Here is a 13,051-nt window from a genome sequence, read left to right as displayed (position 1 = left end):
ACAGTGATAACATCCTTGTTAAATTGTTTATATCTGAAATAGTTCATACAGAAGACTCCTTTTTGTTAAAATTATACTATAAATTCAACTTTGCAACAGAACCGTATTATGGAATAGAGATGTTGGTAACATTTATACAGGATCATTATACTTAAGTTTAATTTCGTTATTACAGAACCACACATTCCAACCAGAAGAGAAAGTATGTCTATTTAGTTATGGTTCAGGAGCAGTAGGAGAAATCTTTAGTGGTTCAATCGTTAAAGGATATGACAAAGCATTAGATAAAGAGAAACACTTAAATATGCTAGAATCTAGAGAGCAATTATCAGTCGAAGAATACGAAACATTCTTTAACAGATTTGATAATCAAGAATTTGATTTCGAACGTGAATTGACACAAGATCCATATTCAAAAGTATACTTATACAGTATAGAAGACCATATCAGAACATATAAGATAGAGAAATAAACTAGTGGCCGATTGTGCTTGATGAGCTTGGGACATAAATCCTAACTCGAAATAAATAAGCATATCACTAAACTGATTTTTTAAAGTTTACAGTGATATGCTTATTTTTTTATCTTACGATTTTGTACGTGCATGCTTGCCTAGGGGTATGGCTCGAGCCATTAGTCTCTCGCACATACTATTCCCTCAGGCGTCAGCACTTACAAAATCGGTTGTAATTTTCATTTTTATACGCATTCTTACTGAGATTATACTAATAAGAGGAATAGTAAAAGCAATTCTAAGTAAAATTGCAGATAAGAGGTTTGTTAAAAGCAGTTCTAAGTAAAATTGCAGATAAGAGGTTTGTTAAAAGCAGTTCTCAGTAAAATTACAGATAAGAGGTACGTTAAAAGCAGTTCTAAGTAAAATTGCAGATAAGAGGTTTGTTAAAAGCAGTTCTCAGTAAAATTGCAGATAAGAGGTACGTTAAAAGCAATTCCATGCAAAATTGCTGATAAGGGGTAAGTTAAAAGCAGTTCTCAGTAAAATTGCAGATAAGAGGTACGTTAAAAGCAGTTCTAGGCAAAATTGCAGATAAGAGGTGCGTTAAAAGCAGTTCTCAGTAAAATTGCTGATAAGGGGTAAGTTAAAAGCAATCCTAAGTAAAATTGCAGATAAGAGGTAAGTTAAAAGCAATCCTAAGTAAAATTGCAGATAAGGGGTACAGAAAAACTAGACTTGATTACAAAATGGAGCTTGGGACATAAATGATTTTTTAAAAATGAGATGAGACGTAGATTAACTCCATAATCAATACGAATCTATCGACTTCTTTATTTATGATATTCATCTCTTTTTAATGGAAATAAAAGTGCGATTAATGTGATAATACAGTTACGTTAATTAAAAAAATAAAAATGCAAGGAGAGGTAATATGCTAACTGTATATGGACATAGAGGATTACCTAGTAAAGCTCCGGAAAATACAATTGCATCATTTAAAGCTGCTTCAGAAGTAGAAGGTATAAACTGGTTGGAGTTAGATGTTGCAATTACAAAAGATGAACAACTGATTATCATTCATGATGATTATTTAGAACGGACTACAAATATGTCCGGGGAAATAACTGAATTGAATTATGATGAAATTAAAGATGCTTCTGCAGGATCTTGGTTTGGTGAAAAATTCAAAGATGAACATTTGCCAACTTTCGATGATGTAGTAAAAATAGCAAATGAATATAATATGAATTTAAATGTAGAATTAAAAGGTATTACTGGACCGAATGGACTAGCACTTTCTAAAAGTATGGTTAAGCAAGTGGAAGAACAATTAACAAACTTAAATCAGAATCAAGAAGTGCTCATTTCAAGCTTTAATGTTGTGCTTGTTAAACTTGCAGAAGAAATCATGCCACAATATAACAGAGCAGTTATATTCCATACAACTTCGTTTCGTGAAGACTGGAGAACACTTTTAGATTACTGTAATGCTAAAATAGTAAACACTGAAGATGCCAAACTTACTAAAGCAAAAGTAAAAATGGTAAAAGAAGCGGGTTATGAATTGAACGTATGGACTGTAAACAAACCAGCACGTGCAAACCAACTTGCTAATTGGGGAGTTGATGGTATCTTTACAGACAATGCAGATAAAATGGTGCATTTGTCTCAATAGAAAGTTAGAGGTGAGTCTTACGTTTCAGTGACGGTAGACTTACCTTTAACATGTTACATACTAAAAAATTAATTTGAATAAGAAAGAGAGACATATATGAAATACGATGATTTTATAGTAGGAGAAACATTCAAAACAAAAAGCCTTCATATTACAGAAGAAGAAATTATCCAATTTGCAACAACTTTTGATCCTCAATATATGCATATAGATAAAGAAAAAGCAGAACAAAGTAGATTTAAAGGTATCATTGCATCTGGCATGCATACACTTTCAATATCATTTAAATTATGGGTAGAAGAAGGTAAATACGGAGAAGAAGTTGTAGCAGGAACACAAATGAATAACGTTAAATTTATTAAACCTGTATACCCAGGTAATACATTGTACGTTATCGCTGAAATTACAAATAAGAAATCCATAAAAAAAGAAAATGGACTCGTTACAGTGTCACTTTCAACATACAATGAAAATGAAGAAATTGTATTTAAGGGAGAAGTAACAGCACTTATTAATAATTCATAATAAAACAGTGAAGCAACCATCGTTACGGATTGCTTCACTGTTTTGTTATTCATCTATATCGTATTTTTTATTACCGTTCTCATATAGCTCATCATACACTTTACCTGAGATTTTGGCATTGTAGCTAGCCATTCCTTTATCTTGTACATCTTTAACATTAATAGCCATCATCATGTTTGGATTATCTTTATCATATGATATAAACCACCCAATTTGTCTGCCTGTTTCTCCTTGTTTCATTTTGAGTTCTGCAGTACCGGATTTGCCAATTAAGTTTGCATAAGATCTATAAATATCTTCTTTATGTGTTTTATTTACGACTTGTTGCATACCATCAGTTAATAGATTGATATTTTCTTTGGAAATAATATTTTTCTTCCAAACTTTGTTTTTCGTGTCTTTTAATAAGTGAGGTGCGTTAATATTGCCATTATTTTCTAATGCGCTATAGATTGAAAGGATCTGTACTGGGTTAATCAGTATTTCACCTTGTCCGTAACCTGAATCAGCTAATAATATTTCATTATCTAAATTTTTGTTTGAAATTTGAGCATTATAAAATGGATAATCACTTGGTATATCTTCACCAACACCTAGTTTTTTCATGCCTTTTTCAAATTTCTTACTGCCTAATTCGAGTGCTACTCTAGCAAAGAAAATGTTATCTGATGATTCTATTGCTTGTTTTAAGTCGATATTACCATTTACCACTTCATATCTTGTAACGTTGTAACCACCCCAAGATTTATCTTTTTGCCAACCTTTACCATCGATTTTATAACTTGTTTTATCGTCTAATGTTTTGTTATTTAACCCAATCATTGCTGTTAATATTTTTTGAGTTGAACCTGGTGAAGTTGTAATCTGGAACTTGTTGAGCAGAGGTTCTTTTTTATCTTCGGTTAATTTATTATATTCTTCGTTACTCATGCCATACATAAATGGATAGACGTCATATGAAGGTGTGCTTACAAGTGCTAATAATTCACCTGTTTGAGGGTGGATAGCAGTACCTGAGCCATAATCATTTTTCATGTTGTTATAAATACTCTTTTGAACTTTAGCATCAATAGTTAGTTGAATATCTTTGCCATCTTTTTTCTTTTTCTCTATTAATGTATGTGCGATTGTATTGCTATTATCGTCAACGATTGTGACACGATAGCCATCTTCATGTTGGAGCTTTTTATCGTAAAGTTTTTCGAGTCCCTTTTTACCAATAACTGCATCATCTTTATAGCCTTTATATTCTTTTTGTTTTAATTCTTCAGAGTTAATGGGACCAACATAACCTAATAGATGTGAAGTCGCTTTTTCTAGAGGATAGTTACGACTTTCTGTTTCATTAGTTGTAAGATGAAATTTTTTTGCGAAATCACTTAAATATTCATCCATTTTTTTAACGGTTTTAAGTGGAACGAAGGTATCATCTTGTACCCAATTTTGATCCATTTGTTGTTTGATATAGTCTTCAGAAATACTTAGTTCTTTAGCGATTGCTTTATAATCTTTTTTAGATACATTCTTTGGAACGATGCCTATCTCATATGCTGTTCCTGTATTGGCCAATTCCACATTGTTTCGGTCTAAAATTTTACCACGTTCTGATTTTAAATTTTCAATATGTATGCTTTGGTCTTTCTGCATTCCTGGAATAATGACGCTATGATCCCAATCTAACTTCCACATACCATCTTCTTTAACAAAATTAAATTGAACGTTGCGATCAATGTTACCGTAGTTTGTTTTAATTTTATATTGAGCATCTACTCGTTTTTTATTTTTAGATACTTTTTTTATTTTACGATCCTGAATGTTTATATCTTTAACGCCTAAACTATTATATATTTTTATCGGACGTTCAGTCATTTCTACTTCACCATTATCGCTTTTAGAAATATAACTGCTATCTTTATAAACTTGTTTGAAATTTTTATCTTCAATTGCATCAATAGTATTATTAATTTCTTTATCTTTTGAAGCATAAAAATATATACCAAACCCGACAACTACAACTATTAAAATAAGTGGAACAATTTTTATCTTTTTCATCAATATCCTCCTTATATAAGACTACATTTGTAGTATATTACAAATGTAGTATTTATGTCAAAATAATGTTATAATTTTTGTGATATGGAGGTGTAGAAGGTGTTATCATCTTTTTTAATGTTAAGTATAATCAGTTCATTGCTCACGATATGTGTAATTTTTTTAGTGAGAATGCTCTATATAAAATATACTCAAAATATTATGTCACATAAGATTTGGTTATTAGTGCTCGTCTCCACGTTAATTCCATTAATACCATTTTACAAAATATCGAATTTTACATTTTCAAAAGATATGATGAATCGAAATGTATCTGACACGACTTCTTCGGTTAGTCATATGTTAGATGGTCAACAATCATCTGTTACGAAAGACTTAGCAATTAATGTTAATCAGTTTGAGACCTCAAATATAACGTATATGATTCTTTTGATATGGGTATTTGGTAGTTTGTTGTGCTTATTTTATATGATTAAGGCATTCCGACAAATTGATGTTATTAAAAGTTCGTCATTGGAATCGTCATATCTTAATGAACGACTTAAAGTATGTCAAAGTAAGATGCAGTTCTACAAAAAGCATATAACAATTAGTTATAGTTCAAACATTGATAATCCGATGGTATTTGGTTTAGTGAAATCCCAAATTGTACTACCAACTGTCGTAGTCGAAACCATGAATGACAAAGAAATTGAATATATTATTCTACATGAACTATCACATGTGAAAAGTCATGACTTAATATTCAACCAGCTTTATGTTGTTTTTAAAATGATATTCTGGTTTAATCCTGCACTATATATAAGTAAAACAATGATGGACAATGACTGTGAAAAAGTATGTGATAGAAACGTTTTAAAAATTTTGAATCGCCATGAACATATACGTTATGGTGAATCGATATTAAAATGCTCTATTTTAAAATCTCAGCACATAAATAATGTGGCAGCACAATATTTACTAGGTTTTAATTCAAATATTAAAGAACGTGTTAAGTATATTGCACTTTATGATTCAATGCCTAAACCTAATCGAAACAAGCGTATTGTTGCGTATATTGTATGTAGTATATCGCTTTTAATACAAGCACCGTTACTATCTGCACATGTTCAACAAGACAAATATGAAACAAATGTATCATATAAAAAATTAAATCAACTAGCTCCGTATTTCAAAGGATTTGATGGAAGTTTTGTGCTTTATAATGAACGGGAGCAAGCTTATTCTATTTATAATGAACCAGAAAGTAAACAACGATATTCACCTAATTCTACTTACAAAATTTATTTAGCGTTAATGGCATTCGACCAAAATTTACTCTCATTAAATCATACTGAACAACAATGGGATAAACATCAATATCCATTTAAAGAATGGAACCAAGATCAAAATTTAAATTCTTCAATGAAATATTCAGTAAATTGGTATTACGAAAATTTAAACAAACATTTAAGACAAGATGAGGTTAAATCTTATTTAGATCTAATTGAATATGGTAATGAAGAAATATCAGGGAATGAAAATTATTGGAATGAATCTTCATTAAAAATTTCTGCAATAGAACAGGTTAATTTGTTGAAAAATATGAAACAACATAACATGCATTTTGATAATAAGGCTATTGAAAAAGTTGAAAATAGTATGACTTTGAAACAAAAAGATACTTATAAATATGTAGGTAAAACTGGAACAGGAATCGTGAATCACAAAGAAGCAAATGGATGGTTCGTAGGTTATGTTGAAACGAAAGATAATACGTATTATTTTGCTACACATTTAAAAGGCGAAGACAATGCGAATGGCGAAAAAGCACAACAAATTTCTGAGCGTATTTTAAAAGAAATGGAGTTAATATAATGGATAATAAAACGTATGAAATATCATCTGCAGAATGGGAAGTTATGAATATCATTTGGATGAAAAAATATGCAAGTGCGAATAATATAATAGAAGAAATACAAATGCAAAAGGACTGGAGTCCAAAAACCATTCGTACACTTATAACGAGATTGTATAAAAAGGGATATATAGATCGTAAAAAAGACAATAAAATTTTTCAATATTACTCTCTTGTAGAAGAAAGTGATATAAAATATAAAACATCTAAAAACTTTATCAATAAAGTATACAAAGGCGGTTTCAATTCACTTGTCTTAAACTTTGTAGAAAAAGAAGATCTATCACAAGATGAAATAGAAGAATTGAGAAATATATTGAATAAAAAATAAAATTGTTGTGTTTACAACAATACATAGAAAACAGAGGAAACAATCAAGTCGTTGAATATTTCCTCTGTTTTTTAGTTGAAAAAATTAACCGAAAGCCTGAATGCAAGTCTTGATTAAATCAATAATGCTTGTAATAACACCAGTGAAATCCATATGCATACCCTCTTTCTATTTAAGATACATTAAGTATAATATCAAACAAATAAAAAATGTTAAAAATTCCCTAATTGGCTATTTAGATTGCATAAATGTCAAAAATTTGAAAAACATACAACGACTTTGCATAAAAAATCGTCATATTGGAAATACGTAATTTATTGAAATAATAAAAAAAATAAAAGAACGAAGATGATAACCTAAGTGAGGTTTTAAGTTGTTCTAAGGTTTAATTTAATTTATGTTAAAATAGTTGGTATAAAAATACATGATAAACTATAAACTAAATTCAAAATAACTTATGGGGTAGGCAATTATGGAAAATATTTTAAATATAAATGATAATGAAAAAAGAGTGCTAAGGGAAATTTATAACCATCATAATATTTCGCGTACTCAAATATCTAAAAATCTTGAGATTAATAAGGCAACGATTTCTAGTATTTTGAATAAGTTAAAGTATAAATCTCTTGTTAATGAGGTTGGTGAGGGTGATAGCACGAAGAGTGGTGGTAGAAAACCTATTCTTCTGAAGGTTAATCATCTTTATGGTTATTTTATTTCTTTGGATTTAACTTATAGTTCTGTTGAAGTGATGTACAATTATTTTGATGGTAATGTCATTAAGCATGAATCTTATGATTTACCTGATGAAAAGGTTAGTAGTATATTAAGCATAATAAAAAAACATATTGATATTCAGGAGAAACTTGATACTTATAACGGACTATTAGGTGTGTCTGTTTCTATACATGGAGTTGTGGATAATGAGCAGCATGTGACATATTTACCATTCCATGAAACTGAAGGAATTTCAATTGCTAAGAAAATAAAAGAAATTACTAATGTTCCAGTCGTAGTTGAAAATGAAGCGAATCTTTCAGCGTTATATGAACGTAATTTTAATCATAATTTATCCTACAATAATCTTATTGCTTTAAGTATACATAAAGGTATTGGTGCTGGGCTTATTATTAATAATCAATTGTATCGTGGTGCAAATGGGGAAGCGGGTGAAATTGGAAAAACACTTGTCTCAAAAGTTAGCGATAATGTGGAGATCTTTCATAAGATTGAAGATATTTTTTCACAAGAAGCTTTACTGCATAATTTAAGTAATCAACTAAATGAGAAGATGACGCTTAGCAAATTAATTCAATTTTATAATGAAAAAAATCCAGTCGTAGTTGAAGAAATGGAACAATTTATAAATAAAATTGCTGTTTTAATACATAATTTAAACACCCAGTTTAATCCGAATGCAATTTACATTAACTGTCCATTGTTCAATGAAATGCCTGAAATATTAGAAGCAATTAAGAACCAGTTCAAACAATATTCACGTAACGAAATTCAAATAAAGTTAACATCTAATGTCAAATTTGCAACTTTGCTAGGTGGTACATTAGCAATTATCCAAAAAGTACTACAGATTAATGATATTTACTTAGATATAAAAGCATAAAAAACTAATTCAAATGAATAATCAAAGTTCGTAATTGTCTTTATAAAAAAATCCCTCAATCCGAATTGAATTTTCGGATTGAGGGATTTTTATAGTTCTATTGCAGAAGAAAACTATTTTAAAAATGCTGGTAAATGTTGATAGCCACCTCTAACGTTAACAATATTCGTAAATCCTTTATATTCTAATATTCCTACCGCTATTGAACTTCTAACACCTGATTGACAATGTACATAAATTAGGTCATTTTTATCGAAAGGTATATCTTCATTTAAAAGTTTACCGTGAGGAATATGAATTGCTTGTTTTAAATGACCTTTACGCCATTCATCATCATTACGAACATCTAATACATTATGTTCTTCACCAGTCATTTCAGAACTATGAATAGATGATGTGACGATATTTGTTTGTGGCAAACGGTAACTTTTTACATTTTCAAAACCAATTAATTGTAAAGCATGAATAGCTTGTTGAACGGTAGATTTATCGCCAATTAATTCAATATCTTAGTCATAATCTAAATACCAACCAATTTGATTTATAAAAGTTTTATTAAAAGGAATATTGATAGTTCCATGCATATGACCACCATGGAATGCTTCTTTACTTCGAAGATCAAAAGCAGTTTGTGTATTGCTTGAACTAGGGTAAACATTATATGGTTGGTACATTTGCATACCAAATTGATTTATTTTTTTCATTTGTGAAAAATGGTGTGGTGGAGCTGGCTGATTGAGTGTTAAAGTTTCGATAAATGAAGTTTCATCTTTAACATTAAAAGCCCAGTTGTTTATTTTCTCATAACCCAAAGTAGTTGTAGGTAATGAACCTAGCGCTTTACCACAAGGACTCCCTGCACCATGACCTGGCCAAATTTGAATATAGTCTGGTAATGTTGCAGCAAATTGTATGGACTGATACATTTGTTTTGCTCCGATTTTTGTAGAACCTTCAACATTTACAGCTTTTTCTAATAGATCTGGTCTACCTACATCACCAACAAAGATGAAGTCACCGCTAAATAATCCCATTGGTATACTGGAACCCCCACCTTCGTCAGTAAGTAAAAAACTAATACTCTCAGGGGTATGGCCTGGAGTGTGTAAGACTTCTAATTTAATCTTTCCTAAATAGATAATATCTTGATGCTTAACGAAATGTGTTTGTTTAGGCATATTTTTATAATTAAATTCATCTTTACCTTCATCAGATACGTATATACTTGCATTCAATTTATTTGCCACATCTCTAATACCTGAAGCAAAATCAGCATGAATATGTGTTTCTGCAGCTTTAGTAATTGTGAATCCTTCTTTATCTGCAACTTTTAAATATTTTGTTAAATCTCGTATAGGGTCAATAATCATTGCTTCTCCTGTACGTTGACATCCAATTAAATAAGATGCTTGTGAAAAATTGTCTTCATAAAATTGTTTGAAAAACAAAAAAAAACTCCTTTTTAAAATAGATTTTATTGATTAGATAAATAAGTTATGATTTGCTTGCTCAGTATGTCCAATATAAGTACCTACGCCACCATAATCGACTTCATCTCTTAATTCTTCTTTTGAAATTCCCATAACATCCATACTCATGGTACAAGCAATTAACTTTATATCTTGATCGATTGCTTGATCGATAAGTGAGTATAAAGAATCAACATTTTTCTTGTTCATTACATAACGCATCATAATATTACCTAGTCCAAACATATTCATTTTTGATAATGGCATATGTATTGGATCCTTAGGTAACATAAGGTCAAACATTTTGGAAATACCTTTCTTTTTAACGCGAGTTGATTGCGCTTTTTTTAATGCGTTGAGGCCCCAAAAAGTAAAGAAAATAGTTACATCTTTACCTGCTGCTTTAGCGCCATTTGCGATGATCATTGCTGCTACTGCCTTATCTAACTCACCGCTAAATAAAACAATTGTTGTACCTGTAGCAGTGTCATTGATTTCAAATTCTTTTGGCTTTTCTTTTTGAATAATTGCATTAATTACATTTGCTTCTTCAGTAAGATTTACAAGGGTATTCCCTGTTTGTTTCGCCCAACTTTTAATATCACTATTGAAACCAGGATCTGTAACTGTTACCTCGATTTGCTCACCCGTTGAAATATTGTTAATTTCTTTACTGATATTAACAATAGGTCCAGGGCACTGAAGACCTCTAAAATCAAATTGTTTACGATTCTCTTTGATTTCAATATCTTTTTCTATTAAAGGAGCACTATTGAAGTTCTTTGCTTCATAATCTTTATATCCACCCTTTAAATTCACGACATCATAACCTTGTTTGGCTAAATAATCGCAAGCTTTAGTGCTTCGGTTACCGCTTTTACAATGTATATAATACGTTTTGTTGCTATTCTTATTGAATGATTTAATCTCTTCTACTGGGTGTAAAGTTGAACCGTTAATGTGTCCTAATTCATATTCTTCTTTTGTTCTAACATCAATCAATTGACCCATTTTTGCCAATTTTTCTAATTCTTCTTTGTTTAATGAATTAATGTGTACTTCTTTGTATTGTTCCATACTTACCTCCTATAAATACCTATGAGGGTATAATAAAACGGATAGAATCATTTGCCAAATACCTATAGGGGTATTTGACAATTTTGTTTTAATTTATTATTATTAACTTAATCAATTTATGTGGAGGAAATGAATATGACTTATGATAAAAAAATGATTAATCGTATAAATAGAATACAAGGTCAATTAAATGGTGTCGTAAAAATGATGGAAGAAGAAAAAGATTGCAAAGATATAATTACGCAACTTAGTGCATCTAAAGGTTCTATACAACGTTTAATGGGGATTATAATTAGTGAAAATTTAATAGAATGCGTTAAAACAGCAGAAGAAAATAATGAAAGTTCTCAAGAATTAATTAATGAAGCAGTTAATTTATTAGTTAAAAGTAAATAATGGATATAGCAAATATGACTATTATGTTGCTAATTGGCGTACTGGGTGGATTTATATCTGGATTAATAGGTATTGGGGGCGCAATTATTATTTACCCAGCTATTCTTATATTGCCACCATTAATAGGTATACCTGCGTATAGTGCATATATTGCTTCGGGACTTACCTCTAGTCAAGTATTTTTCAGTACACTTAGTGGATCATTAAATGCAAGAAAACAACCAGCTTTCTCTCCTAAACTTGTTATATATATGGGAGGGGGTATGTTGATTGGAAGCATGTTAGGGGCAATTTTAGCTAGTTTGTTTAATGCTACTTTTGTAAATACGGTATATGTAATAATCGCCATACTTGCTTTAATATTGATGTTTATTAAAGTTAAACCTACTACACAAGAGACGAAATCTAAACCTTTGCTATTTATTATAGTTGGATTTGGAATTGGTGTAATTTCGGGAATTGTGGGTGCAGGTGGAGCATTTATCATCATTCCTGTATTATTAGCATTATTTAAATTACCAATGAATACGGTAGTGAACAATAGCATAGCAATTGCTTTTATATCTTCAGTAGGGGCATTTTTTATAAAATTAATGCAAGGATATATACCAGTAGAAAGTGCAATTTTTTTGATAATTGAATGATGATCATTTTCTGAAAATATTATGTGGTCATATAATATAATGCCCATCATTTCACTAATCTCTTTTATTCTCTGAGTTATTTTGATATCTCCTGGAGAAGGTGTCGGATCTTATCAAGAGTAAATTATGAAAAAAATGGTTTAAATCAATGTTCTTACTTTAAGTACATGTGTTTAACGTAAATGATAATTAGTTAAATATAAAAAGGTTATCCCAATCAATAGGATAACCTCTTTATACTTTACTTTATGGTTTGGATTCGCCACTTCAAAGAAGAAATGAAATCAGAGCATTGAATGTTCCATTTTCAAACAATATATAAATACCTAGCCCAATGAATACAATTGGTACAATCCAACGTTCATATTTCTCAATTGTTTCCGATATAAAATCGAAGGAAGCTAGACGGTAACTGACATAGCACAAAACTCCAACCATAATTAGAAAGACAATAGTGACAATAAAGATTTCAGACATACTTAAGGTCGTGAAGTACGGTATATAAATGGAAAAGTCATCCGCACTGGAAGCCAATACGATGAAAATCATCGTCAAAAATAACTGATTAAATTTTCCAGAGGAGAATAAAGATAAAATGCTACTTTCATCTTCATCCTCTTCTCCTTTAATCCATATTTTCACGCCTAGGTAAAGTGGTAAAAGTCCAAGTAGTCCGATAACCCATTGCTGAGGAATTAAATTTACAACCCCCTGTGCAACTAAAAGACTTGCTCCTATCACAATTGCAGTCCCTATATATTGTCCTATCCAAATATGTTTTACCTGACCTTTTTTTACTTGCGAAAACAAAAGAATTAATATGACGAGATAATCAATTCCTGTTGCTACATATACCGCAGTAGCCGTCAGTATCGTCGCGATCATTTTATCATCTCCAAATATTTTA

11 protein-coding genes and 2 pseudogenes are annotated in these 13,051 nt (G+C 30.4%); 8 read left to right on the top strand and 5 right to left on the bottom strand.

Annotated features, from left to right (window positions below):
* The first annotated feature begins 82 nt into the window (after window positions 1–82).
* From LQ622_RS14440 to LQ622_RS14430, 3 genes are all read left to right on the top strand, one after another.
* Window positions 83–472, top strand: coding sequence for a hydroxymethylglutaryl-CoA synthase (locus tag LQ622_RS14440; protein WP_020444595.1), 390 nt, complete (start codon window positions 83–85; stop codon window positions 470–472).
* Between the two features lie 916 nt (window positions 473–1,388).
* On the top strand, window positions 1,389–2,132 hold the full coding sequence (locus tag LQ622_RS14435; protein ID WP_000958858.1) for a glycerophosphoryl diester phosphodiesterase: 744 nt from the start codon (window positions 1,389–1,391) through the stop codon (window positions 2,130–2,132).
* 96 nt (window positions 2,133–2,228) lie between these two features.
* On the top strand, window positions 2,229–2,657 hold the full coding sequence (locus LQ622_RS14430) for a MaoC family dehydratase (RefSeq protein WP_000872606.1): 429 nt from the start codon (window positions 2,229–2,231) through the stop codon (window positions 2,655–2,657).
* A 45-nt stretch (window positions 2,658–2,702) separates the two neighbouring features.
* Here LQ622_RS14430 and mecA read toward each other — a convergent pair whose 3' ends face one another.
* Complete coding sequence (mecA, locus tag LQ622_RS14425) at window positions 2,703–4,712, bottom strand: PBP2a family beta-lactam-resistant peptidoglycan transpeptidase MecA (RefSeq protein ID WP_063852655.1); 2,010 nt, start codon at window positions 4,710–4,712, stop codon at window positions 2,703–2,705.
* 96 nt (window positions 4,713–4,808) lie between these two features.
* Here mecA and mecR1 point away from each other — a divergent pair, with 96 nt between their 5' ends.
* Both mecR1 and mecI read left to right on the top strand, forming a co-directional pair.
* Window positions 4,809–6,566, top strand: coding sequence for a beta-lactam sensor/signal transducer MecR1 (gene mecR1, locus LQ622_RS14420; protein ID WP_000952923.1), 1,758 nt, complete (start codon window positions 4,809–4,811; stop codon window positions 6,564–6,566).
* Window positions 6,566–6,937, top strand: a complete 372-nt coding sequence (gene mecI, locus LQ622_RS14415; protein WP_239775438.1) for a mecA-type methicillin resistance repressor MecI — start codon at window positions 6,566–6,568, stop codon at window positions 6,935–6,937. Before mecR1 ends, mecI begins: the two co-directional genes overlap by 1 nt.
* Window positions 6,938–7,021: 84 nt before the next feature.
* Here the strand turns inward: mecI and psm-mec are convergent, their stop codons facing one another.
* Entirely contained in the window at window positions 7,022–7,090 is a 69-nt protein-coding gene (gene psm-mec, locus LQ622_RS14410) for a phenol-soluble modulin PSM-mec (RefSeq protein ID WP_014532405.1), read from the bottom strand.
* A 319-nt stretch (window positions 7,091–7,409) separates the two neighbouring features.
* Between psm-mec and LQ622_RS14405 the strand changes: the two genes are divergently transcribed.
* Complete coding sequence (locus LQ622_RS14405; protein WP_000427807.1) at window positions 7,410–8,558, top strand: ROK family transcriptional regulator; 1,149 nt, start codon at window positions 7,410–7,412, stop codon at window positions 8,556–8,558.
* 113 nt (window positions 8,559–8,671) lie between these two features.
* Here LQ622_RS14405 and cstB read toward each other — a convergent pair.
* Together cstB and LQ622_RS14395 are read right to left on the bottom strand one after the other, a co-directional pair.
* A pseudogene (cstB, locus tag LQ622_RS14400) lies at window positions 8,672–10,006 on the bottom strand (persulfide dioxygenase-sulfurtransferase CstB).
* Window positions 10,007–10,039: 33 nt separating this feature from the next.
* Window positions 10,040–11,104: a DsrE/DsrF/DrsH-like family protein gene (locus LQ622_RS14395; RefSeq protein ID WP_000438836.1), complete on the bottom strand. Its 1,065-nt coding sequence runs from the start codon at window positions 11,102–11,104 to the stop codon at window positions 10,040–10,042.
* Between the two features lie 135 nt (window positions 11,105–11,239).
* Here LQ622_RS14395 and cstR point away from each other — a divergent pair, with 135 nt between their 5' ends.
* Window positions 11,240–11,500, top strand: a complete 261-nt coding sequence (gene cstR / locus LQ622_RS14390; protein WP_000220507.1) for a persulfide-sensing transcriptional repressor CstR — start codon at window positions 11,240–11,242, stop codon at window positions 11,498–11,500.
* Window positions 11,500–12,138: pseudogene (locus tag LQ622_RS14385) on the top strand (sulfite exporter TauE/SafE family protein); the annotation flags it as partial. The gene cstR and the pseudogene LQ622_RS14385, both read left to right, overlap by 1 nt.
* 273 nt (window positions 12,139–12,411) lie before the next feature.
* Here the strand turns inward: LQ622_RS14385 and LQ622_RS14375 are convergent.
* Entirely contained in the window at window positions 12,412–13,029 is a 618-nt protein-coding gene (locus LQ622_RS14375; protein ID WP_000562107.1) for a CadD family cadmium resistance transporter, read from the bottom strand.
* Between the last annotated feature and the right edge of the window lie 22 nt (window positions 13,030–13,051).

This window comes from Mammaliicoccus sp. N-M50 (assembly GCF_022386995.1).
In the GTDB taxonomy this organism is placed as follows: Bacteria; Bacillota; Bacilli; order Staphylococcales; family Staphylococcaceae; genus Mammaliicoccus; species Mammaliicoccus sciuri_A.
This window is presented reverse-complemented; position numbering and strand designations above follow the sequence as displayed.